Source organism: Sagittula sp., assembly GCF_052825245.1.
On sequence record NZ_JBRBWD010000061.1, the window covers coordinates 21,639 to 48,478 of the forward strand.

The window sequence follows — 26,840 nt, forward strand, 5'->3', positions numbered from 1 at the left end:
GGAGGAGACTGACATGAAAATGAAGACAACCCTAGCGGCGCTCTTGGCGTCCGCGGCCATGGTGAGCGCGGCCAGCGCCTGCGAGATCACCCTGCGCTCGTCGGACACGCACCCCGAAGGCTACCCGACGGTGGTCGCCGTCGAGAAGATGGGCGAGATGCTGGAAGAGCGCTCTGACGGGCGCATCTGCGTCGAGGTGTTCCATTCTGCCCAGCTTGGCGAGGAAAAGGACACCATCGAGCAGACCCAGCTGGGCGTGATCGACCTGAACCGCGTCTCGCTCGGACCGTTCAACAACATCATCGAGGAAACCAAGGTCTTCTCGCTGCCCTACATCTTCCGCGGCACGGACCACATGCACGCCGTGGTCGATGGAGAAGTGGGCGAGAAGATCCTGAACGAGTTCCAGAACCACCAGCTCGTGGGCCTTGCCTACTACGACGGCGGCTCGCGGTCGTTCTACAACAGCCAGAAGCCGATCACCTCGATCGAGGACATGGAAGGGCTGAAGTTCCGCGTCATGCAGTCCGACGTCTTCGTGGACATGGTGGATGCGCTCGGGGCAAACGCCACGCCGCTGCCATATGGCGAGGTCTACTCCTCGATCCAGACCGGCGTCATCGACGGGGCCGAGAACAACTGGCCGTCCTTCGAATCCTCGGGCCACTACGAAGTCGCTGGTTACTACACGCTCGACCAGCACCTGATCGTGCCGGAAGTTCTGGTGATGTCGCAGGCGTCGTGGAACAAGCTGTCGCCGGAAGACCAGGAGCTGGTGCGCCAGGCCGCCAAGGACAGCGTGCCGATCATGCGCGAGCTCTGGGCCGAGCGCGAGAAGGCCTCCGAAGAGAAGGTCCGCGCCGCCGGTGTCGAGATCATCGAGGACATCGACAAGCAGCCGTTCATGGACGCCATGAACGCGGTCTACGACAAGCATGTGACCTCCGAGAAGCTGAAGTCGCTGGTCGATGAGATCCGCGCTGTCGAATAACTGACATCCCGGCGGGCCTGCCTTTGTGCAGGCCCGCCTTTTTTCGGGGGCGGGGCGGACCCGAGGGGGACCCATCATGCAAGAGACTGTGCTGAAACTGTCGGCGGTCGTCGCTCGGGCGACGAAGGTCTTCCTGTGGCTGGCGGGCGCCGGGCTGGTGGGCATGACGGCGCTGATCGGCTGGCAGGTCTGGGGCCGTTTCGTGCTGAACGACACGCCCACGTGGACCGAGACGACCTCCATCCTGCTGATGGGCTGGTTCATCTTCCTCGGCGCCGCGGTGGGCGTGCGCGAGGGCAACCACCTGTCGTTCGACGTGCTGCTCTACATCCTGCCGGAGCGTGTGCAGAGGTTCTTTCACACCGTCTCGGACCTCGTGGTCATCGCCTTCGGCGGCGGCATGGTCTGGTACGGCTGGCAACTGGCCGAGACGACATGGGCCACCACGATCCCGAACCTCGGGATCACCGGCGCGACCTCGTTCCTAAGCCTGATCGTCGGCGGCATCCTGATGATCCTGCTGTCGCTGGAGCGGCTGCTGAGACGCTCGGTCGGGCTGGCCACGTCGCGGTTCGGTGACGACGCCATAGAGGAATGAGCCGGCAGCGGCCGGACGAACTGGCCCCGCGCGGGCATGGGAATTCGCCCTGAACGGGCAGGGGGCCGCGGCCCCGGCGAGGGAAACTGCATGGAACTGATCGTCCTTTTCGGCACCTTCACGGTGCTCCTGCTGATCGGCACGCCGGTCGCGTTCTGCCTCGGTGTGTCGTCCTTCGCGACCATCGCCTACATCGGCCTGCCGCCGGTGGTGGTGTTCCAGCGGCTGAACTCCGGCATCTCGGTCTTCGCGCTGCTGGCCATCCCGTTCTTCATCTACGCGGGCGAACTGATGGTGCGCGGCGACATCGCGCGAAGGCTGGTGGCGCTGGCGGGCGCCGCGGTCGGGCACATGCGCGGAGGGCTGGGGCAGGTGAACATCGCCGCATCGGTCCTGTTCGGGGGCATCTCGGGCTCGGCGGCAGCGGACGCGTCCGCCATCGGCGGCCTGATGATCCCGCAGATGGAGGAACGCGGCTACGGCAAGGACTACGCGGTGAACGTGACGGTGACCTCCTCGATCATCGCGCTGATGCTGCCGCCCTCGCACAACTTGATCATCTATTCGATCTCGGCGGGCGGGCGGCTGTCCATCGCCGACCTCTTCACCGCCGGCATCATCCCCGGGCTGCTGCTGGCCTTTGCGCTGATGGTGGCGGCATGGGCCGTCGCAAGGAAGCGCGGCTACCCGACAGAACCTTTCCCCGGCGCCCGCGCCATGCTGGGCCTGCTGCTGAGCGCGGTCCCCGGTCTGATCCTCGTGGCGATCATCTTCGGCGGCGTGCGCTCGGGCGTCTTCACCGCATCGGAATCGTCGTGCATCGCGGTGATCTACGCGCTGGCGGTGACGTGGTTCGTCTACCGCTCCCTTCCTTGGGGAGAGTTCGTGGCGGCGACCATGTCGGCGGTCCGGACCTCGTCGATGGTGCTGCTGGTCATCGGATCGGCGGCGGCCTTCGGCTGGCTCCTTGCCTACCTGCGCGTGCCCGCCGACCTCGTGTCCTGGATGAAGGGGCTCAGCGACAACCCGATCCTCATCATGCTGCTCCTGAACGTGGTGCTGCTGTTCCTCGGCACCTTCATGGACATGTCGCCGCTGATCGTCATCACCACGCCGATCTTCCTGCCGGTCGCCACGGCCTATGGCGTCGACCCGGTGCAGTTCGGCATCATCCTGATCCTCAACCTGGGCATCGGCCTCTGCACGCCGCCGGTGGGGGCGGTGCTGTTCGTCGGCTGTGCCGTGGGCCGCATCCGCATCGGCGAGGTGATCCGCACGATCTGGCCGTTCTACCTCGCCTCGCTCGCCGTGCTGATGCTGGTGACCTATGTCCCGGCGCTGTCGCTCTGGCTGCCCGCCGTCTTCCGATAGGAGAACCCCAATGCTGAAGACCTATCCCCGCGCCTTTCCCGATCCCGGTGTCACCCGACAGGTCCTGTCGGAGCGGCCCGAACTGATGGTCGTGTCCTTCTGCTTCGAGGAAGGCGCCGAGGGCAAGCTGCACGACCATCCCCACATCCAGTCCACCTATGTGAAGGCAGGCAAGTTCCGGTTCCAGGTGGCGGACGAGGTGTTCGACGTCCGGCCCGGGGACAGCTTCGTGATCCCCTCCGGCGCGCGCCACGGCTGCATCTGCCTCGAGCAGGGCGAGCTGATCGACACCTTCACACCCCGACGCGACGATTTCCTGTAAGGAGAAGACATGACGACCAACGCCGAAACCCGCTATGCCATCGACCCGGCCACCACCAAGGGGCTGGACACGCAAGGCCTGCGCGATCATTTCCACGTCGGCGGCCTGTTCGCGGAAGGCGAGATCAAGCTGGTCTATTCGCATTACGACCGCCTCATCCTCGGCTCTGCCGTGCCGGTGTCTGGCCCGCTGGTGCTCGACCACGTGCCGGAGACGGGGACGGCCACGATCCTCGAACGCCGCGAGATGGGCATCCTAAACATCGGTGAGGCCGGGACCGTCGAGGTCGGCGGCGAAAGCCACACCATCGGCAAGGGAGAGGTCCTTTACGTCGGCATGGGCTCCGGCGCCGTGACGTTCAACGCGCCGGGACGGTACTACGTGCTGTCCGCGCCCGCGCACCGTGCCTGCGCGACGAAGCTCGTGACCTTCGAGATGGCCCGCCACGTCGAACTGGGCGCGCAGGAGACCAGCAACGAACGGACGATCCACCAGTTCGTGCACCCCGAGGTGGTCGAAAGCTGCCAGCTTGTGATGGGGTACACCCAGTTCAAGCCCGGCTCGATCTGGAACACGATGCCCTGCCACCTGCACGACCGCCGGATGGAGGCGTATCTCTACTTCGACATTCCCGAAGGGCAGCGCGTCTTCCACTTCATGGGCAAGCCCGAAGAGACCCGCCACATGGTCATCGCCAACGAAGAGGCGATCATCTCTCCGCCGTGGTCGATCCACGCCGGTGCGGGCACCTCGGCCTACACCTTCTGCTGGGCGATGGCGGGCGACAACGTCGACTTCACCGACATGGACATGGTGGCGATGGAGGACCTGCGTTGAGTTTCCGGATCGACGGCAAGCGGGCGCTGGTCACCGGCGCGAACACCGGCATCGGCGAGGCCATCGCGGTGGGGCTGGCAGAGGCGGGCGCGCACGTGATCGCCGCCGGCCGCCGCTCCTGCGCGGAGACAGTCGCGGCCTGTGAGGCTGTGGGCGGCACGGCCGAGGAGCTGATGCTGGACCTCGCCGACATCGACGCCTGCGTGGCGGCCTTGCCGGACGACCTCGACATCCTCGTGAACAACGCCGGCATCATCCGCCGCGAGGACTCGGTCGACTTCTCGGAGGCGGACTGGGACGACGTGATGGACGTGAACCTCAAGGCCGTCTTCATGCTGTGCCAGCGGTTCGCTAAGAACGCCCTTGCGCGCGACGCGGGCGGGCGGATCGTCAACATCGCCTCGCTCCTGTCCTTCCAGGGCGGCATCCGCGTGCCGTCCTACACCGCCTCGAAACATGGTGTCGCGGGCCTGACGAAGATCTTCGCCAACGAATGGGCCGCGAAGGGCATCAACGTCAACGCCGTGGCCCCGGGCTACATCGCGACCAACAACACCGAGGCGCTGCGCAACGATCCCGACCGCAGCAAGGCGATCCTCGACCGCATCCCGGCGGGCCGGTGGGGCGATCCGGAGGATATCGCCGGGGCGGTGGTCTTCCTCTGCACGCCTGCGGCGAAGTACGTGACCGGGGCGGTCCTGAACGTGGATGGAGGCTGGCTTGCCCGATAGGCTGAAGCGGACGGGCGATGCGCCCGAGGTCGGCATCGTGCATCTTGGCCCCGGTGCGTTCTTTCGGGCGTTCAACGCGATCTACACCGACGAGGTGCGCGGCGACGCGCCATGGGGGATCTGCGCCGTCTCGCTGAAGTCGCCGACCGCGCGCGACCAGCTCATGCCGCAGGGCGGCGCCTACACGGCGGTCGAACTGGGGCCCGAGGGCGAGGTGCGGCGCGTGATCGGCTCCATCGCCCGCGTGCTGGTGGCACCGGAGGACCCGGCGGCGGTGGTCGACGCCATGGCCGATCCGGCGGTCAGGATCGTGTCACTGACGATCACCGAGAAGGGCTATTGCCACAATCCCTCCACCGGGGCGCTGGACCCGGCACATCCCGACATCGTGCACGACCTCGAAATCTCAGGCGCGCCGCGGTCCGCCGTGGGCTTCATCTGCGCCGCGCTGGACCGCCGCCGCACGGCAGGCGAGGCACCCTTCACCGTGCTGAGCTGCGACAACCTGCCGTCGAACGGCGTGCTGGCGAAGGGCGTGGTGCTGGACTTCGCCCGCCGCGTCTCGCCGGAGCTGGCGGACTGGATCACTGCCGAGGTGCCGTTCCCGGCGACCATGGTGGACCGCATCACGCCCGCCACGACGGAGGCCGACGTGGCCCGGCTGGCCGAGGCGGAGGGCTATGAAGACCCCGCCATGGTGGTGCACGAACCCTTCCGGCAATGGGTGATCGAGGACCGTTTTGCCTCTGGCCGCCCGGACTGGGACAAGGCCGGCGCGCAATTCGTGGAAAGCGTCGAGGCGCACGAGCTGATGAAGCTGCGCTGCCTGAACGGCACGCATTCGACGTTGGCCTATCTCGGTTACCTCGCCGGACACGAGACGATCTCGAACGCGGTGGCCGACCCGGTCTTTGCCGCGCTGTGCGAACGGCTGTGGGCGGAGGAGATCCTGCCGACCGTGCCGCAGCCCGAGGGCGAGGACCTGCCGGCCTATGCGGCCGCGCTGCTGGAGCGGTACCGCAACCCCGCGATCCGTCACCGCACGTGGCAGATCGCGATGGACGGCTCGCAGAAGCTGCCGCAGCGGCTGCTCGGCACCATCCGCGATAATCTGCAAGACGGCCGTGTCCCGAGGGGCCTGTGCCTCGCCGTGGCGGGGTGGATGCGTTACGTGGGCGGCGTGGACGAGACGGGCGCGACCATCGACGTGCGCGATCCGCTGGCAGGCCGGCTGAAGGCCGCGTCCGACGGCGCGGAAACTCCGGAAGAAAAGGTCGCGGCACTTCTGGAGATGCGCGATGTCTTTGACGAGGGGCTGGCCGGGAACGCGGCTTTCCGCGATGCGGTGACGGCGGCCTACGTGTCGCTGGCCGGGAAGGGCGCGCGCGCCTCGGTCGCGGACTACCTCGACGGCAAGTGAGCGGGGCGGGCTTCGGTCCGCCCTTTCATCCGCCGGTGCCGCGTCTAGGGCCTGCGCCCGGTTTCGCGGTAGACGGAGGGGCTGGCGCCGAGGTGGCGCTTGAACATCCGGCTGAAGAAATACGGGTCGGTATATCCCAGTTCCGCCGCCACCGCCTTGACCGACAGGCCCTGGCCCAGGCGGTTGGCGGCGAACTCCATCCGTTTGCGTTCCCGGAACTTCTGCGGCGTCAGGCCCATACGGTCGCGAAAGGCACGGCGGAAGTAATCCTCGTTGTAGCCGAGGCTCTGCATGGCTTCCTCAAGAGCGGCCCCCAGCGGGTCGGAGGACAGGCGCGTGGCCACCCGCATGATCTGGATCGACAGGTGATCCTGCGAATCCGGTGCGGCATCCTCTACCTTCCAGCCGAGAAACGCGTCCTCCAGCACCGCCAGCAGGAGCACCATGAACTGGTGGTGCTGAATGAGCGTGGTGCTGCCGTGGGGCACCGTGGCATGGTAGTCGGTCACGGTGTGGCAGAGGCTGTCCCAGCGGCTGAGCCGCACGGACGCTGCAAGGTCGAGCTGCCCGATCAGGTCGCCCCGCCCGAAGAGATCCAGCGAGAAGTGCTGCGCGATGCCGGTGAAGGTCTCCTCTCCCCCTCCATGGCGCCCACGGAACCTTGTCCACGCCGGGATCAGCATGGCATGGCCGGGAGTCAGCGTGACCTCCGTCCCGTAGTCGCCCAGCACGTACTTTCCCGCACCCGACAGGCAGATCACGAGGTCATGGACCGGGTTCACCTTGTCGATGGACCAGCGCGGGCCATGGCGCATGCGGATCGTCGAGCGGGCCAAGGTCAGGGACAGGGACCGCATCGGAATGTGCTGAAGTGGCGAATGTTCGATTTCGTCCATCATTTTCTCGGAATACCAGCATTCCGAACGGCTGACTAGCATATTACTGTGATTCAACGGCGGCGAAAACCCAGAGGAGTGGGTGAATCGGTGCCTTTCCAGAGGAGGAGTTGCGAGTGTGCACGTAACGCGTGTGACCTTGCAGAGACGACATGCACAAATCCGGAGACACACTTCCCGTCAGGATCGCCTTCGTGGGCGGAGGGTCGCTGAACTGGGCGCTGACGCTCATGGCCGATCTGGCAGAGGACACGCGGCTGGCGGCAGAGGTCAGGCTTTTTGACATCGACCCGACGGCCGCAGAACGCAACGCCCGGATCGGCGCCCGCTACGCGCAGGTGTCGAGTGGCACGCCCGCGACCTACCGTGCCTGCAACTCCCTTCCGGAGGCGCTGGAGGGGGCCGACGTGGTGGTGATATCCATCCTGCCCGGCCGGTTCGAGGACATGGGCCACGACATCGCCATCCCCGCGCGCTACGGGATCGCGCAGGCCGTGGGCGACACAGTTGGGCCGGGCGGGTTTGTCCGGGCGATCCGGTCGGTGCCGATGCTGGCCGAGATCGGGCGGGCCGTCCGCGACCATGCGCCCGAGGCGTGGGTCTGCAACCTGACCAATCCGATGAGTTGCCTGACCGGCGCGCTCTACGCGGCCTTCCCTGCTATCCGGGCTTGGGGCGAATGCCACGAGGTGACGAAGATCCGGCGGCAGGTGGCGGCGCTGGCCGGGGAGGGTGCCTCGCACCGCGATGTCGAGGTCTCGGTGGCCGGGATCAACCATTTCACCTTCGTCACCCGTATCGCCCTGCACGGGCGCGACATGCTTCCCGACTACCGCGCCTGGGCAGAGGCGCACCGCGAAGACGGTTCCTTCCTGACCGAACCCGGGAAGGACGAGGAGCACGCGCGCTACTTCGGCAGCCGTTGCCGGGTTGCATTCGACCTTGGCGCGCGCTTTGGCGTGCCCGCCGCGGCAGGCGACCGGCATTTGGCGGAGTTCCTGCCCGGCTATCTCGACGATCCTCAACGCTGGGGCTTTGCCCTCACGCCGGTGGAGTACCGCATCCGCGACCGCGCCGCGAAACAGGCGCGGGCGGAGGCCCTGGCGGAGGGGCAGGGGACGCCCGCCGCCAGTCGCTCGGACGAGGCGATGGTCGATCAGATCGTCGCCCTGAAGAGCGGCGCGCCCTTCGTCAGCAACGTCAACCTGCCCAACACCGGGCAGATGCCCGGCCTGCCGCTTGGCGAGGTGGTGGAAACCAACGCCATGTTCTCCGGCCTCGGCATCGTGCCGATGGTGGCCGATCCCTTGCCCGCACCACTCACGGACATCCTGCGGGACCATGCGGACCGGCAGACGGCGCTTGTCGGCGCGGTCATGGAAGTGGACGGCGGGGCGCTTTTCCCGCTGTTCCATTCCGACCCGCTGGTGCGCCACCTCGACACCGCCACGGCCCGCGCGATGTTCGCCGAGATGCTGGCGGCGACGGCACAGTGGCTGCCGGACAACCTGCGGGGGGCGGCCTGATGGGCGGAGACAGCAAGTTCCTCGGGCTGTGGTTCGTCGCGCCCTACATCATCGGGCTGGCGCTGTTCACCGCCTTCCCCTTCGTCGCGTCCTTCTACCTCAGCTTCACCGACTATGACCTGCTGAGCAGCCCGGAGTGGGTGGGCACGAAGAACTACGAGAAGCTGTTCACCCGCGACCGGACCTTCGACAAATCGCTGAGCGTGACGCTGACCTATGTCGCCATGACCGTGCCGCTGAAGCTGATCTTCGCGCTGTTCATCGCGGTGGTGCTGAACTACCGGCTGCGCGGGATCAACCTGTTCCGCACGGCCTATTACGTGCCGTCGATCCTGGGCGGCTCCATCGCGATTGCCGTGCTGTGGCGCTATATGTTCGCCAACACCGGGCTGGTCAACATGGTCCTCACGGGCCTTGGGTTCGAAGCGGTCAACTGGTTCGGCGATCCCGACAACGCGCTGATCACGCTGACTCTTCTGCGCTGCTGGCAGTTCGGGTCGGCCATGGTGATCTTCCTCGCCGCGCTGCAATCGGTGGACAGGTCGCTCTACGAGGCGGCGGCCATCGACGGGGCGAACCCCTGGCACATCTTCCGCTACATCACCCTGCCGCTCATCACGCCGGTGATCTTCTTCAACCTCATCATGCAGACCGTGCAGGCGTTCCAGGAGTTCAACGGACCCTACATCATCACCCAGGGCGGACCGCTGAAGTCCACCTACCTGCTGCCCCTCTACATCTACGACGAGGCGTTCAAGAGCTTCGACATGGGGTATGCGTCGGCCATCGCCTGGGTGCTGTTCGCGATTATCATGGTGCTGACCCTCCTGGCCTTCTGGTCCTCGAAGAAGTGGGTCTACTACGCCGGCGACAAGAGGAGCTGAGCATATGGTTTCCCTCTCGGACCTGCCCGACACCACCCGCGACGACGCGCCGACCCAGCTTGAGATCCGGCTGCGCCGCAAGGCCCGGATCAACTCTGCCATACGCTACGGGCTGCTGATCCTCGTGGGACTGGTGATGATCTACCCGCTGATCTGGCTGATCGGCGCCTCGTTCAAGACCAACTCCGAGATGTTCTCCTCGGCGTGGTTCTGGCCGAAGGAGCCGACGCTCGACGGCTATGTCAAAGGCTGGCAGACCTCGACGCCCTACACCTTCGCCACGTTCTTCATCAACTCGATGCAGATCGTGATCCCGAAGGTGATCGGCACCGCGATCTCCTGCACGCTGGTGGCTTACGGATTTGCCCGTTTCGAGTTCCCGGGCAAGAAGGTGCTCTTCACCATCCTGATCGCCACGCTGCTGCTGCCCGACGTGGTGACGCGCATCCCGCAGTACCTGCTGTTCCGCGAACTGGGCTGGCTCGACACCTACCTGCCGCTGTTCGCGCCCTCGTGGCTGGCCGGCGATGCGTTCTTCGTCTTCATGGTGATCCAGTTCCTCCGCGCCATCCCGCGCGAGATGGAGGAGGCGGCGCGCTGCGACGGGGCGAACGTGGTGCAGACGCTGGTCTTCATCGTGGTGCCGATGCTGATGCCCGCGATCATCTCTGTCTGCCTGTTCCAGTTCATGTGGACGATGAACGATTTCCTCGGCCCGCTGATCTACGTCTCGACCGTCGAGAAGTACCCGATTTCGCTGGCGCTCAAGCTGTCCATCGACGCGACCGAGGCCTTCGACTGGAACCAGATCCTCGCCATGACGGTGCTGGCGCTGACGCCCTCGCTGGTCGTGTTCTTCCTCGCTCAGAAGTCCTTCATCGAAGGCATATCCACGGGAGGTGTGAAAGGCTGATGGCCGAGTTGCATCTGAAGGGGGTCGAAAAGACCTACGGCAATGGCTTCAAGGCGGTGCACGGCATCGACCTGCACGTCAAGGAAGGCGAGTTCATGGTGCTGGTCGGCCCGTCCGGTTGCGCCAAGTCCACGACACTGCGGATGATCGCGGGGCTGGAGACGGTGACCGGCGGCGAGATCGTGATCGGCGACCGGGTGGTCAACGATCTGGTGCCCGGCAAGCGCGGCATCGCGATGGTCTTCCAGAACTACGCGCTTTATCCGCACATGAAGGTGCACCGGAACCTGTCCTTCGGACTGCGGCTGAAACGCGAACCGAAGGCGCAGATCGAGGCGAAGACGGCGGGCGTTTCCACCATCCTCGAGATCGGGGAGCTTCTGGACCGGCTGCCCAAGCAGCTTTCCGGCGGGCAGGCGCAGCGGGTGGCGCTGGGGCGCGCGCTCATCAAGCAGCCCGAAGTCTTCCTGTTCGACGAACCGTTGTCCAACCTCGACGCCAAGCTGCGCGCCTCCATGCGGGTGCGGATCACCGACCTGCACAAGCGCCTGAAGGACGAGGGCAGCCCTGCCACCGTCATCTACGTCACCCACGACCAGGTGGAGGCGATGACCATGGGCGACCGCATCTGCGTCATGAAGGACGGCCATATCATGCAGGTGGCCACCCCCGAGGAACTGTACGAGAGGCCCGCGAACGCCTTCGTCGGCGGGTTCATAGGGATGCCGGAGATGAACCTGGTGGACGCCGTGCTGACCCGCGAGAACGGGCTGCCGGTGCTCACGGCAGGCGGGCAGAGCGTGGCCGTCCCGCAGGGGCTGGACGACCGGCTGGAGGTGGCGAACGGTCCGGTGACGCTGGGCATCCGCCCGCAGCACCTTGAGGTCGTGCCCGAGGGCGCGGCGGGCGCCTTCACCGGCGAGGTCAGGAACCTCGAATTCATGGGGCACGAGGTGAACCTTTTTGCCGACATCGGCGGAGCGATCTTCACCTGTGTGGTGCCCTCGCACCTCTTCGACAAGGGGCTGAAACGCGGCGACCGCGTCGGCCTGCGCCCGAAGGGGCACCGCATCCACGTCTTCGACAAGACCACCGGCGGGAACGTCTCGCTGGCAAGACCAACACCGGAGTTTCAAGGGAGGAGAACCGCATGAAACGACATATCCTGACGATCGCGCTTGCGACGGCGGCACTTTGCACGACTGCCAATGCCGCAGAGCTGCGCATGAGCTGGTGGGGCGGCGACAGCCGTCACGCCGCCACGCAGGAGGCCCTGAAGGCCTGCGGCGAAAAGCACGGCCATACCATCAACCCGGAGTACACCGGCTGGGATGGCCATTTCGAGAAGCTGACCACGCAGATCGCCGGCAAGACAGAGGCCGACATCATGCAGGTCAACTGGCCGTGGCTGCCGATCTACTCGAAGAACGGTGACGGTTTCGCCGATCTCAACGCATTTTCCGACACCATCGACCTGTCGAACTGGGACGCCTCGCAGCTTGAGGACGGCACCCGCAACGGCAAGCTGAACGGCCTGTCCGTGTCTACCACCGCGCGGCTTTTCGTGTTCAACACCACCACGTGGGAGAAGGCGGGGCTGGAGCTGCCGAAGACCTGGGACGACCTTGTCGCCGCGGGCCCGGTCTTTGCCGAGAAGCTGGGCGAGGACTACTACCCGTTCGAGGCCACGGCGCTCGACGCGGCGCTGATCGTCACGCTCTACGGCACGCAGATGACCGGCAAGCCGCTGATCGACCCGGCCACGAACGAGGTCATGTGGACAGAGGAAGAGCTGACGAAGGCCATCGAGTTCTATGGCACGCTGGTGGAGAACCACGTCGTGCCCAAGTGGCAGGACGTGGCGGCGGCGGGCAACGTGCCGCTCCACGAGAACCCGAACTGGACCGCGGGCAAGATCGGCGGCACCTACCAGTGGGATTCCACCTTCTTCAAGATCTCCGATCCGCTCGAAGACGGGCAGGAGATCGTCTACACCGACCTGCTGACCATGGACGGCCAGAAGACGGCAGGCGTCTACCGCAAGTCGTCGATGGTCTTCTCGATCTCGGCCAATTCGGACAACCAGCAGGCGGCGGCGGAAATCGTCAACTGCCTGCTGAACGAACCCGAAGGCGTCGAGGCACTTGGCTCCACCCGCGGTGTCCCGGCGTCGAAGGCGGCGATCAAGCAGCTTTCCGACGCGGGCGCCATCGCGCCGATGCAGGTCGAGGCGCAGGACCGTGTCATGGCCGCCGAAGGCCCGGCGATCCATCCGATGATGGAGTTCCCGGACGTCCGCTCGGCCATGGAGGACAACCTCGAACTCTACGCCTACGGCGAGATCGACGCGGCCACGGCGGCAGACGAGATGATCTACGCCATCAAGGAAGCGCTGGAGGACATGGGCTCCTGACCCCTGGCTTTCGACGACAGGGCTGGCCGGGGCGCGTGTCCCGGCCAGCCGCCAACAGGATGGACATCGACATGACCGACATACAGGTCCTCGCCCTCAGCGCGCGGACGGTCTCTCTTCTATTGTGCCCGCCGGGGACGCGGTTCGCCTTGCCGGATCCCGTCCGCTGGACGCTGCTGGACGAACGGGGCGTACCGCTCGGGTCCGGGACGCAGACGGTCTGCGCACTGTTCCTAGACCGCCTGTCGCCGGACAGCGGCTACCGGCTGGAGACCTCCATCGGCACGCTGGACTTCGTAACCGAAGCCTGCGCGGGGCTGGTGGAAGCCAGTGACCATGGTGTTTCGACAGATGCCGCGGACAACGCGCAGGCTTTTGCCCGCGCCGTCGCCGCCGTGCCGGAGGGGGGCACGCTCAGGGTAGGGCCGGGGCGCTACCCGACCGGGCCGGTGTTCCTCAAGCCGCGCATGACGCTGCTTCTGGAAGACGGCGCGGAGCTCTACGGCATCGCGGACCGCAGCGGCTGGCCGAAACTCGACGCCCTTGACCCAGAGGGCCGCGTCCTCGGCACGTGGGAAGGCGTGCCGGAGCGATGCTTCGCCGCACTTGTGACGGCGGTGGAGTGTGACGGGCTGACGATCACCGGCCGGGGCACCATCGACGGCGGCGGCGACCGGGGCGACTGGTGGTCCTGGCCGAAGGAGACGCGGGATGGCGCGCGGCGCCCGAGGGCGCTGCAACTGATCCGCTGCCATGAGGCGCGGCTGACCGGTCTCACGGTGCGCAATGCGCCGTCTTGGACCGTGCACCCGGTGTTCTGCCGGAGCCTGCATGTCTCGAACCTGCGGATCGAGAACCCGCCCGACAGCCCCAACACCGACGGCCTCAACCCTGAAAGCTGCGAGGGGGGGGAGATCGCCTGCGTCGACTTCTCCGTCGGTGACGACTGCATCGCGGTCAAGGCGGGCAAGCGCGTGCCCGGTGGCAACAATGCCCACCTCGCGCCGTGCAGGGACCTGAACATTCATCATTGCCGCATGGCGCGCGGCCATGGGGCGGTGGTGCTGGGGTCGGAGATGTCCGGCGGGATCGAGGACGTGACCGTGCACGCCTGCGCCTTCGACGCCACCGACCGTGGGCTGCGCATCAAGACGCGACGGGGCCGGGGCGGGTTTGTCCGGCGGGTCCGCTTCTCGGACGTGGCGATGACGGACGTGCCGACACCGCTCGCGGTCAACGCCTTCTATTTCTGCGACGCGGACGGCAAGGACGACCGGGTCCAGTCCCGCGCACCGGCCCCGCGCGACGCGGGCACGCCCGAGATATCGGACATAACCTTCACCGATGTGACGGCGACGGGGGTGACGGTTGCCGCGGCGGCGGTGCTGGGCCTGCCGGAGGCGCCGGTGCAGGGCCTAACACTGATACGCTACCGGGTGTCCTTTGACGCCAACGCCGCGCCGGATGTGCCGCTGATGGCGCTGCACGTGCCGGAGCTGCGCAACGCGGCCCTCTGGTCGGATTTCGCCGAGGTCGCGGGCGCGCCGGAGATCATGAACGAGAGGGAAGAGGCGCCATGCTGATGGAGTATTTCGACGCGTTCGCCCGCGACTACCGCGCCTACAAGGGCGGCGCGTGGTGTTACGAGGACGGCTGCGTCTATCGCGGGCTGGAGCTTCTGCACCGTGCCACGGGCGATCGCGTCTGGCTGGACCACCTGCTGCGGCTGATATCGCCCCAGGTCGAGCCGGGGCCGTCGCTCGCCGGGTACAGCCAGAGCGAGTACAACATCGACCACGTCATGGCGGGCCGCGCGCTTCTGTATCTCGACGAGGTGACGGGCGATCCGCGCTGGCTCGACGCGGCGGGGCTGCTGGCGGGGCAACTTGAAACGCACCCGAGGACGCGTTCGGGCGTGTGGTGGCACAAGTTGCGCTACCCTTGGCAGGTCTGGCTCGACGGTCTCTACATGGGCGCGCCCTTCGCCGTGGGATACGGGCTGCGCACCGGCGACGCCGCCATGGTGGAGGACGCCCTGAAACAGGTGGATACCGCGCTGGAAATGACATGGGTGCCGGAGACCGGGCTTTACGCCCATGCCGTCGACGAGGTGCGCAAGCAGCCCTGGGCCGACGCGGTGACCGGCCACAACCCGGCGCATTGGGCGCGGGCGCTGGGGTGGCTGGCCATGGCGCTGGTCGATCTGCGCGACCTTGCCGGACCGGCACGCTTTGCCCCGCTCGAAGCGCGGGCCACGGACCTTCTTTCGCGGATAGATGCGCTCCGGCAGGAGGGCGGGCTTTGGCTGCAGGTCGTGGATCGCCCGGACCTGCCAGGCAATTACGAGGAGGCCTCGGCCTCCTCCATGTTCACCTACGCGCTCTTGCGGGCGCGGGCGCTTGGGCTCTGGACGGGCGATACGGAGGGCCTTGCCGATCTGCTGGTCCGGCGTGTCCTGCGCGACGGGTCGGACGGTCCCCGCATGGAGGATATCTGCCAGGTCGCGGGGCTGGGTATGTTCGAGGGGCGCTTCCGCGACGGGTCCGCCGAATACTACCTGACCGAAGCGCGCGTGCCCGATGACGCCAAAGGGGTCGGGCCGCTCATGATGGCGGTGGCGGAGAACCTTCTGGCGGAAGAGGCGGGTGCCCGGGAGCGCGTGCGCGCATGATCCCCGACCGCCTGGCAAAGGCGCTGGTATTGGGCGACTGGCCGGAGGAGGTCGGCGACGGTCCGGTGATCGAGGTTTCCCCGGACGGGCCGGTCAGCGACATACAGGCAGCCATCGACCTCTGCCTGACCGGACGGACAGAGTTCGGCACGGCCCGGCGCGAGATCCGCATCGCGGCGGGCTTCTACCCCGGGCCGATTGTGATCCCCGAGGGCGCGCCGCCGCTGACCCTGCGGGGAGATGGCGCGGGGGAAGTGATCGTCGCGGCACGGATAGATGCCCAGATGCCGGGCGAGGAATACGCGCGCCGTTTCGGTCCGCGGATCAGGACGATGCACCGCGACAGCCGTGCGCACTTCGAACGGATCGCCGCGCGGGACGTCATCTCCACCGGCAACAGCGGCGTGCTGACCGTATTGGCCGAGGGCTGCCGCATCGAAGGCATGACCCTGCGCAACGATTATGCCTGCGACCGCGCGGCGGCCGCGCCGGAGGGCGGCTCAAAGGATATGGACGGGCGTTTTGCCGAGGGGCAGCACCAAGCCGTCGCGCTGCACTTGGCGGCGGACAGGGTCGCCCTTCACAACGTGCACCTGTCGTCATTTCAGGACACGCTCTACCTTCAGGCGCCGCAAGGTCGCCCGGTGCCGCGTATCCATGTCTCGGACAGCGTGATCGAGGGAGATGTCGATTTCATCTTCGGCGGCGCGATGGCCTTTTTCGAGGGGTGCGAGGTCCGGTCAAGGGGCGCACGCGGCGCATCGAACTGGGCCACGGCCCCGTCCACGGCGCTCTCTTCGCCTTACGGGTTCGTCTTTCACCGCTGCGCGTTCCGCCATGACGGGACGGAGGCGGGCGCAAATGGGGGATGCCGCCTTGGCCGGCAATGGTTCGAAGGGGTGCGCGCCTCTCCCTACACCGATCCGGAGGTCCGGCTGACTGACAGGTCCTTTGCCGAAGGGGGCGAGAAGGGCGTCAGTCGCCGCACGCTGGAGGCGGTGGGCAAATGCGCGCTGGTCGCGTGCGAGATCGGGCCGCACATAAACCGGGAGGCTCCGTGGGACGACTGGGGCGCGCCCGGCACAGCGCGCCACCGGCCGGTGCAGCCCGGCAGCGATGCGTTTCTTGAGTACCTGCAGGACTGGCTGCGCGACCGGGCGCCGGGGGTCGAGAGGCCGGAACCGTCCGAACCCTGGCTGGAGATCATCGACTGCCGCTGGCCCTAGGCGTCAGGGCAGGGGGATGTGTTCTTCCCGGTCGGCGGGTGGCAGGTCGAACATGCCCTTGCCCCAATGCGCCGCGCGCCACTCTTCCTTGGCGGCCTCGATCCTGTCGCGGGAGGAGGCCACGAAGTTCCACCAGATGTAGCGCGGGCCGTTTAGGGTTTCTCCGCCCAGGGCCATCAGGCGCGCCCCTTCGGGACCGGCCTCGACAGTGATCGCGTCGCCCGGGCGGAAGACCATCATGCGGCCAGCCTCGAAAACCTGGCCTGCCACGCGGACCGATCCGGTCGAGACATAGATGCCCCGGTCCTCGTGATCGTCGGGCAGGGGAAAGCGGGCGCCGGCCTCCAGCGTCACGTCCAGATAGAAGGTGTCGGAATAGAGCGTGGCGGGCGCCGTGGCTCCGAAGGCACGGCCAAGGATCAGCCGGGCCGAGACACCGCCGTCGTTGAACTCTGGCAGGCTGGCCTTGCCGTGGTGCTCGAACACCGGGTCGCTGTCTTCGCGATCCTCGGGCAGGGCGATCCACGTCTGGATGCCGAACAGGCTGTTGGGACCGGATCGGCCCTCGGCAGAGGTCCGTTCGGAATGCGTGACGCCCTTGCCTGCGATCATCCAGTTCAGCTCGCCCGGGCGGATCACCTGGTCGGCGCCGGTGGAGTCGCGGTGATGGAAGTCGCCGCGGTAAAGGTAGGTGACGGTGCCGAGCCCGATGTGGGGGTGGGGGCGGACGTCAACGCCTTGCCCGGTCAGAAACTCCGCCGGGCCGGCCTGATCGAAGAAGATGAACGGGCCGACCATCTGGCGCTGTGGGGCGGGCAGGGCGCGCCGCACCTCGAAGTCGCCGAGGTCGCGTGCCCGGGGTACGATGACCGTTTCGATGGCGTCGGGGCCCGCGTCGTCGGGATGGCCCGGGGTCAGATTCGGATTCCAGCTCATGTCAGTGGCTCCTGTGGGACTGTCGACCGTGGGAAGATGATAGGCGCGCCGAGGGCGCGTGGCGACTCACGGATGCTGCGCGGGAACAAACACTTGACCCCCGCTCGACGCCAACAATACAATCTTTTGAAAACATGTCGCGCGTAAAGAAATATGTGCGAATTCGCGGCGGGTCCGGGTGACGGGGTGCGGTTGCGACGGGACGAGGGGATCAGCAATGTCGGACCAGAGAATTCGGAACATGGAGCAATTCGCCACGGTCTGCGGCATCTCCCGTCCCACGTTGTCGAAGTACTTCCACGACCCGTCGAGCGTGCGCAAATCGACCCGCCAGAGGATCGAGGATGCGCTCGAGGAATTCGACTACCGGCCCAACATCTTCGCGATCAACCAGAACCGGAAGCTGACGAAGAACGTGGGCATTGTGGTGCCCTATCTCGCCGACCCGTTCTTTGCCGAGATCGCACGCAATATCGAGACCATGGTGATCGAGGCGGGCTTCCGTCCGATCCTGCTGTCGTCGCACGGCAGCACCAGCCAGGAGATCGAGAACCTCGACAGCCTCCGGTCGATCAAGCCCGCCGGGGTGCTGATGGCGCCGCTTGGCCGGGCATCGGACCGCGACGCGGTCGAGGCCTTCTGCAAGGATGTGCCGTCCGTCCTGTTCGACAGCAATATCAGCGGTTTGGGAGACGCATTTGTGGGCCACGACAACCTGCAGGCCACCACCTTGATCTGCGACTACTTGTGCCGCACCGGCAGTTCGCCGGCATTCTTCGAGATGCGCACCCCGACCAACCCGAACGCCTACCGCAGGCGCAAGGCCTACTCCGAGGCGATGGAGCGGGAGGGGCATCCCGTGCACCTGCTGCAGGTCGAGGGCGAGGACTGGGAGTTCGAGCGGATCGGTTACGAGGGCGGGCTGAAGCTGATCGAAGAGCGCGCTTTGCCCTCGGATACCATCTTGTGTTCGAATGACCGTCTCGCCATAGGGTTGCTCGCGGCCGCCTACGAGAAGGGCCTGCGCGTGGGGCGCGGATTCGGCACCTCGTTGCGCATTGCCGGACACGACGATCACCCGTTTTCGCGCTACACCTGCCCGTCGCTTACCACCGTCAGCCAAGACTACACCGCAATCGCAGAACGCAGCGTCGACTTGCTGTTCAAGCTGATAGACGGCGGCGAACGCACTGAAATCCGCCGGGAAATCCTGTTCGAGGGCAAACTTGTCATGCGAAACTCTGCGTAAAGTTTCTGCGCTGCGGCAAGAAAGAAATTTACGGGAGTAAAGAAATGGATTGACGGAGTGCGACACTTGGTCTTAGCTGTTGCCAGTTCGATCCAAGAGACCAAGGGAGGAAATTGGATGAAACTGAAGAGCGCACTGTTCGCAGTGAGCGCGCTCGTTTCTGTTGCCGCCACCGCGGCCACGGCCGAGACGCTGACCATCGCGACCGTCAACAACGGCGACATGATCCGGATGCAGGGTCTGACGAGCGATTTCACCGAAAAGACCGGTAATGAAGTGGAGTGGGTCACCCTCGAGGAAAACGTGCTGCGTCAGCGCGTGACCCAGGACATCGCCACCAAGGGCGGCCAGTTCGACATCATGACCATCGGCATGTACGAGACGCCGATCTGGGCCAAGAACGGCTGGCTCGTGGCGCTGGACGACCTCAGCGACAGCTACGACGCCGACGACATCCTTCCCGCCATGCGCGACGGCCTGTCCTACGACGGCACGCTCTACGCGGCACCGTTCTACGGTGAATCGTCGATGATCATGTACCGCACCGACCTGATGGAAGAGGCCGGTCTGGAAATGCCCGACGCCCCGACCTGGGACTTCGTGAAGGAAGCGGCTGAGGCGATGACCGACAAGGACGCCGAGATCTACGGCGTCTGCCTGCGCGGCAAGGCCGGCTGGGGCGAAAACATGGCCTTCCTGACCGCCATGTCCAACTCCTTCGGCGCGCGCTGGTTCGACGAGGACTGGACCCCGCAGTTCGACAGCGAGGCATGGTCCCAGACCCTGAACTTCTACCTCGACTTGATGAACAACTACGGTCCTCCGGGCGCGTCCACCAACGGCTTCAACGAGAACCTCGCGCTGTTCCAGCAGGGCAAGTGCGGCATGTGGATCGACGCCACCGTGGCGGCCTCCTTCGTGACCAACCCCAACGACTCCACCGTGGCGGACAAGGTCGGCTTCGCGCTGGCACCGGACGCCGGCAACGGCAAGCGGGGCAACTGGCTCTGGGCATGGGCACTGGGCATCCCGGCGGGCACCGCCAAGGAAGCCGCAGCCAAGGAGTTCATCGAGTGGGCGACCTCGAAGGATTACATCGAGCTCGTGGCCGAGAACGAAGGCTGGGCCAACGTTCCCCCGGGCGCCCGTACCTCGCTCTACGAGAACCCGGAGTACCAGAAGGTGCCGTTCGCCAAGATGACCCTGGAGAGCATCAACTCCGCCGACCCGCTTGAGCCGACCGTGGACCCGGTCCCGTACCAGGGCGTGCAGTTCGTCGCGATCCCCGAGTTCGCCGGTATCGCAACCCAGGTCGGACAGGAATTCTCGGCAGCGCTGGCAGGCCAGCAATCGGCAGAAGAAGCGCTGGAAAAGGCGCAGTCGATCACTGCCGAGGAAATGGAAGCCGCAGGCTACTAAGGCCTCCTCCCCGGTCCGGGGGCGACCGCTGCAGGTTGTCCCCGGGCCAATTGGTACAACACATATTCCATTCATGAACGTTCCGCGCGGCTGCCGTGCCGCCGGTGAGGGAGGACGTCACATGGCAACGCAACATTCGCGATCCGCCGCGCGGCTGATGATGGCACCCGCCGTCGTGCTGCTTCTGGGCTGGATGCTCGTACCCCTGCTGATGACGCTGTATTTCTCGTTCAAGACGTACCTGCCGCTGCGCGGCGGCGATCTTGGCTGGGCCGGTTTCGAGAACTACGTGCGTTTCGTGACGTCCAGCGCCTTCTGGCCCTCGGTCCTCACCACGCTGATCATCGTCGGCGGCGTTCTGGTCATCACCGTGGTGCTGGGGGTCTTCCTGGCGCTGCTTCTCGACCAGCCGATGTGGGGGCAGGGGATTGTCCGACTGCTTGTCATCGCGCCGTTCTTCGTCATGCCGACCGTGTCGGCGCTGGTCTGGAAGAACATGTTCATGGACCCGGTGAACGGCCTGTTTGCCCACCTCTGGAAATTCTTCGGAGCGACGCCGGTCGAATGGCTCTCCAACGCCTCGATGACATCGATCATCATGATCGTGTCCTGGCAGTGGCTGCCCTTCGCGACGCTCATCCTACTGACCGCGATCCAGTCGCTCGACAGTGAGCAGCTCGAGGCGGCGGAGATGGACGGCGCGCCCGCGCACTCCCGTTTCACCTACATCATCCTGCCGCACCTTGGCCGGGCGATCACCATCGTGATCCTGATCCAGACGATCTTCCTGCTGTCGATCTTCGCGGAAATCTTCGTCACCACCCAAGGGTCGTTCGGCACCCGGACGCTGACCTACCTGATCTTCCAGCGCGTGCTGGAAAGCCAGAACGTCGGTCTCGGCTCTGCCGGGGGTGTCTATGCCATCATCCTTGCCAACATCGTCGCCATCTTCCTGATGCGCATCGTCGGCAAGAACCTGGACGCGTGAGGGAGGACGTATCATGGCTCGCGCAGTCACAAGCCAGCGCAAGGCGCTGAACACCGCAATCGCCTGGGGGATCGGCCTGCTGATCTTCTTCCCGATCCTCTGGACCATCCTGACCAGCTTCAAGACAGAGGCGCAGGCCATCTCCGATCCGCCGGTCTTCCTGTTCTTCGACTGGACGCTGGAGAACTACGGGGTGGTGCAGGAACGCTCCAACTACATGCGGTTCCTGTGGAACTCGGTGATCATCGCGGGCGGGTCGACCATCCTCGGGATCATCATCGCGGTGCCCGCCGCATGGTCGATGGCCTTCGTGCCTTCGCGGCGGACCAAGGACATCCTGCTCTGGATGCTCTCCACCAAGATGTTGCCGGCGGTCGGCGTGCTCTACCCGATCTACCTGCTGTTCATCAAAATGGGTCTTCTGGACACCCGCATCGGTCTGGTCATCGTGATGATGCTCATCAACCTGCCGATCATCGTCTGGATGCTCTACACCTACTTCCGCGAAATCCCGGGCGAGATCCTGGAAGCCGCGCGGATGGACGGTGCCAGCCTGAGGGAAGAGATCCTTTACGTTCTGACGCCGATGGCGGTGCCGGGGATCGCGTCGACGCTGCTCCTGAACTTCATCCTCGCCTGGAACGAGGCGTTCTGGACCCTGAACCTGACTGCGGCGAAGGCGGCCCCGCTGACGGCCTTCATCGCCAGCTACTCCAGCCCCGAAGGGCTGTTCTACGCGAAACTCTCGGCGGCGTCCGTCATGGCCATCGCCCCGATCCTGATCATGGGCTGGTTCAGCCAGAAACAACTTGTCCGCGGCCTGACGTTCGGCGCGGTGAAATAAGCGAGGGGGGAGAAGAAACATGGGACGTATCCAACTGAAATCGGTCAAGAAATCCTTCGGGGATGTGACCGTCATCCCGCCGCTCGACCTGGACATCGAAGATGGTGAGTTCGTCGTCTTCGTCGGCCCCTCGGGCTGCGGCAAATCCACCCTTCTGCGGCTGATCGCCGGGCTGGAGGACGTCACCGGCGGCCACATTCAGATCGACGGGCAGGACGCCACATCGCTGCCGCCCGCCAAGCGGCGGCTGGCGATGGTGTTCCAGTCCTACGCGCTCTACCCGCACATGACGGTGCGCAAGAACATCGCCTTCCCGATGAAGATGGCGGGCGTGCCGGAAGATGAACAGAAGCGGCGCATCGACGCCGCCGCAAAGGCCCTGAACCTGACGGACTATCTGGAACGGCGTCCGGGGCAACTGTCGGGCGGGCAGCGTCAGCGCGTGGCCATCGGCCGTGCGATCGTGCGCGAGCCCGCCGCCTTCCTCTTCGACGAACCGCTGTCGAACCTCGACGCGGCGCTGCGCGTGGGGATGCGGATGGAGATCAGCGAGCTTCACAAGAAGCTGGCCACCACGATGATCTACGTGACCCACGACCAGGTCGAAGCCATGACCATGGCCGACAAGATCGTGGTGCTGCGTGCAGGCCATATCGAGCAGGTCGGCTCTCCGCTCGAGCTCTACCGCGAGCCGCGCAACCTCTTCGTCGCCGGGTTCATCGGCTCGCCGAAGATGAACCTCATCGACGGTCCGGAGGCCGCCAAGTACGACGCCCATACCATCGGCGTCCGACCCGAGCACCTTCAGGCCTCGACCGAATCCGGAACGTGGAAAGGCGTTGTCGGCGTGTCCGAGCACCTGGGCTCCGACACCTTCCTGCATATCCACGACAGCGGCTTGGCCGAGACGATCACCCTGCGCGTGGGTGGCGAGTTCGGCCTGCGGCACGGCGATACCGTCTGGATGACCCCTGAACCCGACAAGATCCACCGCTTCGACGCCAAGGGCCTGCGCATCGCATGAAAAGACTGGACGGAAAATCCGCGCTGATCACCGGCGCGGCGCGTGGCATCGGCAAGGGGTTTGCCGAAGCCTACCTGCGTGAGGGCGCGACCGTCGCCATCGGTGACATCGACATGGCGGCGGCCGAGGCCACGGCGGCGGAACTGGGGGAGGGGGCCTATGCCATCCACCTCGACGTGACCCGGCAGGACAGCATCGACGCCGCCATCGCCGGTGTGGTCGAGCGCGCGGGCAAGCTCGACATCCTCGTCAACAACGCCGCGGTCTTCGACGCGGCCGAGACGGTGGACATCACCCGCGACAGCTATGACCGGCTTTATGCGATCAACGTGGCGGGCACGCTCTTCACCATGCAGGCGGCGGCCAAGCAGATGATTGCGCAGGGGCAGGGCGGCAAGATCATCAACATGGCATCGCAGGCCGGGCGGCGGGGCGAAAGCCTCGTGCTGGTCTACTGCTCCACCAAGGCGGCGGTGATCTCGATGACCCAATCCGCCGGACTGAACCTGATCAAGCACGGCATCAACGTGAACGCCATCGCGCCGGGCGTGGTGGACGGCGAACACTGGGTCCACGTCGATTCCATGTTCGCCAGGCTGGAGGGCAAGCCGCTCGGCCAGAAGCGCCGCGAGGTCGAGGCGAGCGTGCCCGCGGGCCGCTATGCCGTACCCGGCGACCTGTCCCCCATGGCCGTTTTCCTCGCGTCGAGCGACTCCGATTACGTGGTCGCCCAGACCTACAACGTCGACGGCGGCCAGTGGATGAGCTGACCGCAGAATGGCCCCTTTATTGACCTGTCGGGAGGCGCGGCCTCCCGCCCATCCCTGAGAGGTTCCCATGGCGACCAGACTTTGTGACGCCAACCTGTCCGATTTGCCTGTGGCCATCGCGCGCCCCACCTACGACCGGAGCGCGGTGACGCCCGGCATCGTGCATATCGGACTGGGCAATTTCCACCGCGCGCATCAGGCTTGGTATCTCCATCGTCTGATGCAGCAGGGCGAGGCGCTTGATTGGGGCATCATCGGTGCCGGCGTCCGTCCCTACGACGAGGCGCAGCGCCGGAAGATGGCCGCACAGGACTACCTGACCACGCTGATCGAGCTCGACCCGAAGGGCACCTCCGCCGAGGTGGTAGGCTCGATGATCGGCTATGTGCCCATCGAAGAGGGCAACGGCGCGCTGATCGCGCAGATGGCCGATCCGGCGATCCGTATCGTCGCGCTGACCGTCACCGAAGGCGGCTATTACCTCGATCCGGCGACCAAGAAGTTCGATCCGTCCCATCCGGACATCCAGCACGACGTCGCCCACCCCGACGCGCCCCGGACTGCCTTCGGCGCCATGGTGGCGGCGCTGCGGCGGCGCCGCGATGCGGATATCCCGGCCTTCACCTGCCAAAGCTGCGACAACCTTCCCGGCAATGGCGAGATCATGCACATGGTCATTGTCTCGCTCGCCCGCCTGATGGATGCTGGTCTGGCCGACTGGATCGAGGCGAATTCCGCCTTCCCGAACTCCATGGTCGACTGCATCGTGCCCGCCACCGGGCCGAAGGAGCTGGCGCTGGTGCAGGATTTCGGCGTCGACGACGCCGTGCCGGTCACGCACGAGAACTTCCGCCAGTGGGTGATCGAGGACAAGTTCTGTGCCGGTCGTCCGGCATGGGAGAACGTCGGCGCCACGATCACCGACCTCGTCCACGACTACGAGGCGATGAAGCTGCGCATCCTGAACGGTGGCCATCAGGTCATCGCCGCGCCTGCGGAGATCCTCGGGATCGAGACCATCCACGAAACGATGGAGCATCCGCAGATCAAGGGGCTCTTCCGCAAGATCGCGCTGGAGGAGATGGCGCCGCATATCCACGCCGTCCCGGGCATGACCCCCGAGGCCTATGTCGACCTGATCGACGAACGCTTCTCCAACCCGAAGATCGCCGACACCGTTCGGCGCGTGGCCTTCGACGGCTCCTCCCGCCACACCGGGGCGGTGCTGCCGCAGATCCGCGACGCCGTGGCCAAGGACACGCCGCTGGACGGGCTGGCCCTGTCGCAGGCGCTTTGGGTACGGATGTGCGCAGGCAAGCGGGAGGACGGGTCGGAGATCATCGCGAACGATCCAGTCTGGGACGACCTGAAGGCGGCGGCCACCGCAGCGAAGGATGACCCCTCCGCCTGGCTCGCGCAGCGCCATTTCTACGGCGCGCTCGCGGACGATCCACGGTTCACTGCGGCCTTCGACAAGTGGCTGCGCATGCTCTGGTCGGGCGGGGTGGTGGCCACGTTGAAGACCTACCTGGCCTAGGCCGGTCCGTGGCGCGCCGCCGATGTCCTCCGGCGGTTGGCATGGCGCGCGCTTTGCGCAATACCCTCCTGACGCGACGCGCCCCTGTGCGGCGCCGATGACAATCGGTGCCGCCGTCAGGCCGGGCGCAGACTGGGGGAGACCATGACCGACGCCGTCCTTGCCCTGAACACCGGCTCTTCTTCGGTGAAGTTCTCGGTGGCCCGGGCCTCTGCGCCCGGGGCGCCGCTGCTCTGGGGCGCGGCGGAGCGTCTCGGCACCGATAAAGCGATGATTACGCTCCACAGCCACGACGACGGCAGGCAGGAGCAGTCCGTCCCCGGCGCCACCCATGCCGATGCCCTCCAGCGCCTTCTGGCCATCCTGCAGACGGATCGCCGGGACCTGCGGATGACCGGCGTCGGTCACCGTATCGTGCACGGCGGGCACAGGTTCACCGCGCCGGAGCCGGTCACGCCGGAGGTGCTGACCGCGCTGGAAGACATCGTCCCCCTCGCGCCACTCCACCAGCCGCATGGGATCGGCGCGATCCGGGCGGCGCAGGACCTTTTCCCCGACGCCCGCCACGTCGCCTGCTTCGACACGGCCTTCCATGCGGGAAAGCCCTTCGAACACGACGCCTACGCCCTGCCGCGTCGGTACTATGACGAGGGCATCCGACGCTACGGATTTCACGGGTTGGCGTGCCAGTCCATCTGCACGGCGCTCCGGGCAGAAGGCTTCCCCCTGGACACCACGCGCCTCGCCATCGCGCACCTGGGCAACGGCTGTTCCGTCACGGCGGTCGAGAACGGGCGCTCGAAGGCCACCAGCATGGGCTTTTCGGTGCTCGACGGGCTGACGATGGGCACCCGTTGCGGCGCGCTGGATCCCGGCGTGATCCTGCACCTCCTGCGCACCGGCCATTCGGCGGAAGAGATCGAGACGCTGCTCTACCACCGCTCTGGCCTGCTGGGGCTCTCCGGCTTGTCGAGCGACATGCGCGACCTGACCGCCTCCGACCGGCCGGAGGCAGCAGAGGCCATGCCGCATTTCGTCGCCCGTGTGGTCGGAGAGGTCTGCCGGGCGGCGGGGGCCATGGGCGGCCTGGACGTTCTGGTCTTCAGCGGCGGCATAGGCGAGAACGCGGCCCCGATCCGCACAGCGATCATGCAAGGCCTCGCCTTCCTGCCGGGCAGGGACGGCAGCGGGGTTGAGACGATGGTGCGCGCGGCAAGGGAGGAGGACGTTCTGCTCCGGGCCGCGGCGCAGGTATCGAAAGGCCGGTGAAGCCG

25 protein-coding genes are annotated in these 26,840 nt (G+C 66.1%); 23 read left to right on the plus strand and 2 right to left on the minus strand.

Annotation, left to right across the window (positions count from 1 at the left end; all coding sequences use genetic code 11):
* Window positions 1-13: 13 nt before the first annotated feature.
* From ACU0DV_RS24470 to ACU0DV_RS24500, 7 genes are all read left to right on the plus strand, one after another.
* A complete protein-coding gene (locus ACU0DV_RS24470; protein ID WP_100930042.1) occupies window positions 14-991 on the plus strand; it encodes a TRAP transporter substrate-binding protein in 978 nt (325 codons plus the stop codon).
* Window positions 992-1,067: 76 nt separating this feature from the next.
* Window positions 1,068-1,589: a TRAP transporter small permease gene (locus ACU0DV_RS24475; RefSeq protein WP_100930043.1), complete on the plus strand. Its 522-nt coding sequence runs from the start codon at window positions 1,068-1,070 to the stop codon at window positions 1,587-1,589.
* 90 nt (window positions 1,590-1,679) lie between these two features.
* Window positions 1,680-2,960: a TRAP transporter large permease gene (locus tag ACU0DV_RS24480; RefSeq protein WP_283980550.1), complete on the plus strand. Its 1,281-nt coding sequence runs from the start codon at window positions 1,680-1,682 to the stop codon at window positions 2,958-2,960.
* 10 nt (window positions 2,961-2,970) lie between these two features.
* Entirely contained in the window at window positions 2,971-3,282 is a 312-nt protein-coding gene (locus ACU0DV_RS24485; RefSeq protein ID WP_283980549.1) for a cupin domain-containing protein, read from the plus strand.
* A gap of 9 nt (window positions 3,283-3,291) precedes the next feature.
* A complete protein-coding gene (gene kduI, locus ACU0DV_RS24490; protein WP_446240580.1) occupies window positions 3,292-4,119 on the plus strand; it encodes a 5-dehydro-4-deoxy-D-glucuronate isomerase in 828 nt (275 codons plus the stop codon).
* A complete protein-coding gene (gene kduD / locus ACU0DV_RS24495) occupies window positions 4,116-4,850 on the plus strand; it encodes a 2-dehydro-3-deoxy-D-gluconate 5-dehydrogenase KduD (RefSeq protein ID WP_446240581.1) in 735 nt (244 codons plus the stop codon). Before kduI ends, kduD begins: the two co-directional genes overlap by 4 nt.
* Window positions 4,828-6,270 carry a mannitol dehydrogenase family protein gene (locus ACU0DV_RS24500; protein ID WP_446240582.1) on the plus strand — a complete coding sequence of 481 codons (1,443 nt, stop codon included), beginning with the start codon at window positions 4,828-4,830 and terminating at the stop codon, window positions 6,268-6,270. The genes kduD and ACU0DV_RS24500 overlap by 23 nt, the downstream gene beginning before the upstream one ends.
* A gap of 44 nt (window positions 6,271-6,314) precedes the next feature.
* Here ACU0DV_RS24500 and ACU0DV_RS24505 read toward each other — a convergent pair whose 3' ends face one another.
* Window positions 6,315-7,127 (minus strand): AraC family transcriptional regulator, encoded by an 813-nt coding sequence (locus ACU0DV_RS24505; RefSeq protein ID WP_446240583.1) that lies wholly within the window; start codon window positions 7,125-7,127, stop codon window positions 6,315-6,317.
* A gap of 191 nt (window positions 7,128-7,318) precedes the next feature.
* On the opposite strand from ACU0DV_RS24505, the gene ACU0DV_RS24510 reads away from it, so the two are divergent.
* From ACU0DV_RS24510 to ACU0DV_RS24545, 8 genes are all read left to right on the plus strand, one after another.
* Window positions 7,319-8,692 carry a family 4 glycosyl hydrolase gene (locus ACU0DV_RS24510; protein ID WP_446240584.1) on the plus strand — a complete coding sequence of 458 codons (1,374 nt, stop codon included), beginning with the start codon at window positions 7,319-7,321 and terminating at the stop codon, window positions 8,690-8,692.
* Window positions 8,692-9,576, plus strand: a complete 885-nt coding sequence (locus tag ACU0DV_RS24515) for a carbohydrate ABC transporter permease (protein ID WP_100930051.1) — start codon at window positions 8,692-8,694, stop codon at window positions 9,574-9,576. Before ACU0DV_RS24510 ends, ACU0DV_RS24515 begins: the two co-directional genes overlap by 1 nt.
* Before the next feature lie 4 nt (window positions 9,577-9,580).
* Window positions 9,581-10,489: a carbohydrate ABC transporter permease gene (locus ACU0DV_RS24520; protein WP_446240585.1), complete on the plus strand. Its 909-nt coding sequence runs from the start codon at window positions 9,581-9,583 to the stop codon at window positions 10,487-10,489.
* On the plus strand, window positions 10,489-11,643 hold the full coding sequence (locus tag ACU0DV_RS24525) for an ABC transporter ATP-binding protein (RefSeq protein ID WP_283980543.1): 1,155 nt from the start codon (window positions 10,489-10,491) through the stop codon (window positions 11,641-11,643). The genes ACU0DV_RS24520 and ACU0DV_RS24525 overlap by 1 nt, the downstream gene beginning before the upstream one ends.
* Window positions 11,640-12,902 (plus strand): ABC transporter substrate-binding protein, encoded by a 1,263-nt coding sequence (locus ACU0DV_RS24530; protein ID WP_446240586.1) that lies wholly within the window; start codon window positions 11,640-11,642, stop codon window positions 12,900-12,902. The genes ACU0DV_RS24525 and ACU0DV_RS24530 overlap by 4 nt, the downstream gene beginning before the upstream one ends.
* 71 nt (window positions 12,903-12,973) lie before the next feature.
* On the plus strand, window positions 12,974-14,485 hold the full coding sequence (pglA, locus tag ACU0DV_RS24535; RefSeq protein ID WP_446240587.1) for a polygalacturonase PglA: 1,512 nt from the start codon (window positions 12,974-12,976) through the stop codon (window positions 14,483-14,485).
* On the plus strand, window positions 14,479-15,573 hold the full coding sequence (locus ACU0DV_RS24540; RefSeq protein WP_446240588.1) for a glycoside hydrolase family 88/105 protein: 1,095 nt from the start codon (window positions 14,479-14,481) through the stop codon (window positions 15,571-15,573). Before pglA ends, ACU0DV_RS24540 begins: the two co-directional genes overlap by 7 nt.
* Entirely contained in the window at window positions 15,570-16,799 is a 1,230-nt protein-coding gene (locus ACU0DV_RS24545; protein ID WP_446240589.1) for a pectinesterase family protein, read from the plus strand. Before ACU0DV_RS24540 ends, ACU0DV_RS24545 begins: the two co-directional genes overlap by 4 nt.
* Before the next feature lie 3 nt (window positions 16,800-16,802).
* Here ACU0DV_RS24545 and ACU0DV_RS24550 read toward each other — a convergent pair whose 3' ends face one another.
* Window positions 16,803-17,735, minus strand: a complete 933-nt coding sequence (locus ACU0DV_RS24550; RefSeq protein WP_446240590.1) for a pirin family protein — start codon at window positions 17,733-17,735, stop codon at window positions 16,803-16,805.
* Between the two features lie 217 nt (window positions 17,736-17,952).
* Here ACU0DV_RS24550 and ACU0DV_RS24555 point away from each other — a divergent pair, with 217 nt between their 5' ends.
* The 8 genes from ACU0DV_RS24555 (at window position 17,953) to ACU0DV_RS24590 (ending at window position 26,835) form a co-directional block, all read left to right on the plus strand.
* Window positions 17,953-18,984, plus strand: coding sequence for a LacI family DNA-binding transcriptional regulator (locus ACU0DV_RS24555; RefSeq protein ID WP_446240591.1), 1,032 nt, complete (start codon window positions 17,953-17,955; stop codon window positions 18,982-18,984).
* Window positions 18,985-19,101: 117 nt separating this feature from the next.
* Window positions 19,102-20,403 (plus strand): ABC transporter substrate-binding protein, encoded by a 1,302-nt coding sequence (locus ACU0DV_RS24560; protein ID WP_446240593.1) that lies wholly within the window; start codon window positions 19,102-19,104, stop codon window positions 20,401-20,403.
* 121 nt (window positions 20,404-20,524) lie between these two features.
* Window positions 20,525-21,391: a carbohydrate ABC transporter permease gene (locus tag ACU0DV_RS24565; RefSeq protein WP_100930060.1), complete on the plus strand. Its 867-nt coding sequence runs from the start codon at window positions 20,525-20,527 to the stop codon at window positions 21,389-21,391.
* Window positions 21,392-21,404: 13 nt separating this feature from the next.
* On the plus strand, window positions 21,405-22,235 hold the full coding sequence (locus ACU0DV_RS24570) for a carbohydrate ABC transporter permease (protein ID WP_100930061.1): 831 nt from the start codon (window positions 21,405-21,407) through the stop codon (window positions 22,233-22,235).
* Between the two features lie 19 nt (window positions 22,236-22,254).
* A complete protein-coding gene (locus ACU0DV_RS24575) occupies window positions 22,255-23,259 on the plus strand; it encodes an ABC transporter ATP-binding protein (protein ID WP_100930062.1) in 1,005 nt (334 codons plus the stop codon).
* Window positions 23,256-24,029 (plus strand): L-iditol 2-dehydrogenase, encoded by a 774-nt coding sequence (locus ACU0DV_RS24580; protein ID WP_446240594.1) that lies wholly within the window; start codon window positions 23,256-23,258, stop codon window positions 24,027-24,029. Before ACU0DV_RS24575 ends, ACU0DV_RS24580 begins: the two co-directional genes overlap by 4 nt.
* Window positions 24,030-24,096: 67 nt before the next feature.
* The gene (locus ACU0DV_RS24585) at window positions 24,097-25,566 is read left to right on the plus strand and encodes a mannitol dehydrogenase family protein (RefSeq protein ID WP_446240595.1); all 1,470 of its coding nucleotides are present in this window, start codon (window positions 24,097-24,099) and stop codon (window positions 25,564-25,566) included.
* A gap of 144 nt (window positions 25,567-25,710) precedes the next feature.
* Window positions 25,711-26,835 (plus strand): acetate/propionate family kinase, encoded by a 1,125-nt coding sequence (locus ACU0DV_RS24590; RefSeq protein WP_446240596.1) that lies wholly within the window; start codon window positions 25,711-25,713, stop codon window positions 26,833-26,835.
* Window positions 26,836-26,840 lie beyond the last annotated feature (5 nt).

What these genes read in the sequence shown, in the direction of transcription:
- ACU0DV_RS24525 (WP_283980543.1), top strand. Translation starts at nt 10,489, where the DNA reads ATGGCCGAGTTGCATCTGAAGGGGGTCGAAAAGACCTACGGCAATGGC.
- ACU0DV_RS24580 (WP_446240594.1), top strand. Translation starts at nt 23,256, where the DNA reads ATGAAAAGACTGGACGGAAAATCCGCGCTGATCACCGGCGCGGCGCGT.
- ACU0DV_RS24470 (WP_100930042.1), top strand. Translation starts at nt 14, where the DNA reads ATGAAAATGAAGACAACCCTAGCGGCGCTCTTGGCGTCCGCGGCCATG.
- ACU0DV_RS24560 (WP_446240593.1), top strand. Translation starts at nt 19,102, where the DNA reads ATGAAACTGAAGAGCGCACTGTTCGCAGTGAGCGCGCTCGTTTCTGTT.
- ACU0DV_RS24540 (WP_446240588.1), top strand. Translation starts at nt 14,479, where the DNA reads ATGCTGATGGAGTATTTCGACGCGTTCGCCCGCGACTACCGCGCCTAC.
- ACU0DV_RS24515 (WP_100930051.1), top strand. Translation starts at nt 8,692, where the DNA reads ATGGGCGGAGACAGCAAGTTCCTCGGGCTGTGGTTCGTCGCGCCCTAC.
- ACU0DV_RS24550 (WP_446240590.1), bottom strand. Translation starts at nt 17,735, where the DNA reads ATGAGCTGGAATCCGAATCTGACCCCGGGCCATCCCGACGACGCGGGC.
- ACU0DV_RS24585 (WP_446240595.1), top strand. Translation starts at nt 24,097, where the DNA reads ATGGCGACCAGACTTTGTGACGCCAACCTGTCCGATTTGCCTGTGGCC.
- ACU0DV_RS24500 (WP_446240582.1), top strand. Translation starts at nt 4,828, where the DNA reads ATGGAGGCTGGCTTGCCCGATAGGCTGAAGCGGACGGGCGATGCGCCC.
- ACU0DV_RS24480 (WP_283980550.1), top strand. Translation starts at nt 1,680, where the DNA reads ATGGAACTGATCGTCCTTTTCGGCACCTTCACGGTGCTCCTGCTGATC.
- pglA (WP_446240587.1), top strand. Translation starts at nt 12,974, where the DNA reads ATGACCGACATACAGGTCCTCGCCCTCAGCGCGCGGACGGTCTCTCTT.
- ACU0DV_RS24545 (WP_446240589.1), top strand. Translation starts at nt 15,570, where the DNA reads ATGATCCCCGACCGCCTGGCAAAGGCGCTGGTATTGGGCGACTGGCCG.
- ACU0DV_RS24505 (WP_446240583.1), bottom strand. Translation starts at nt 7,127, where the DNA reads ATGCGGTCCCTGTCCCTGACCTTGGCCCGCTCGACGATCCGCATGCGC.
- ACU0DV_RS24555 (WP_446240591.1), top strand. Translation starts at nt 17,953, where the DNA reads ATGTCGGACCAGAGAATTCGGAACATGGAGCAATTCGCCACGGTCTGC.
- ACU0DV_RS24485 (WP_283980549.1), top strand. Translation starts at nt 2,971, where the DNA reads ATGCTGAAGACCTATCCCCGCGCCTTTCCCGATCCCGGTGTCACCCGA.
- ACU0DV_RS24570 (WP_100930061.1), top strand. Translation starts at nt 21,405, where the DNA reads ATGGCTCGCGCAGTCACAAGCCAGCGCAAGGCGCTGAACACCGCAATC.
- ACU0DV_RS24475 (WP_100930043.1), top strand. Translation starts at nt 1,068, where the DNA reads ATGCAAGAGACTGTGCTGAAACTGTCGGCGGTCGTCGCTCGGGCGACG.
- kduI (WP_446240580.1), top strand. Translation starts at nt 3,292, where the DNA reads ATGACGACCAACGCCGAAACCCGCTATGCCATCGACCCGGCCACCACC.
- ACU0DV_RS24530 (WP_446240586.1), top strand. Translation starts at nt 11,640, where the DNA reads ATGAAACGACATATCCTGACGATCGCGCTTGCGACGGCGGCACTTTGC.
- ACU0DV_RS24565 (WP_100930060.1), top strand. Translation starts at nt 20,525, where the DNA reads ATGGCAACGCAACATTCGCGATCCGCCGCGCGGCTGATGATGGCACCC.
- ACU0DV_RS24510 (WP_446240584.1), top strand. Translation starts at nt 7,319, where the DNA reads ATGCACAAATCCGGAGACACACTTCCCGTCAGGATCGCCTTCGTGGGC.
- ACU0DV_RS24575 (WP_100930062.1), top strand. Translation starts at nt 22,255, where the DNA reads ATGGGACGTATCCAACTGAAATCGGTCAAGAAATCCTTCGGGGATGTG.
- ACU0DV_RS24590 (WP_446240596.1), top strand. Translation starts at nt 25,711, where the DNA reads ATGACCGACGCCGTCCTTGCCCTGAACACCGGCTCTTCTTCGGTGAAG.
- ACU0DV_RS24520 (WP_446240585.1), top strand. Translation starts at nt 9,581, where the DNA reads ATGGTTTCCCTCTCGGACCTGCCCGACACCACCCGCGACGACGCGCCG.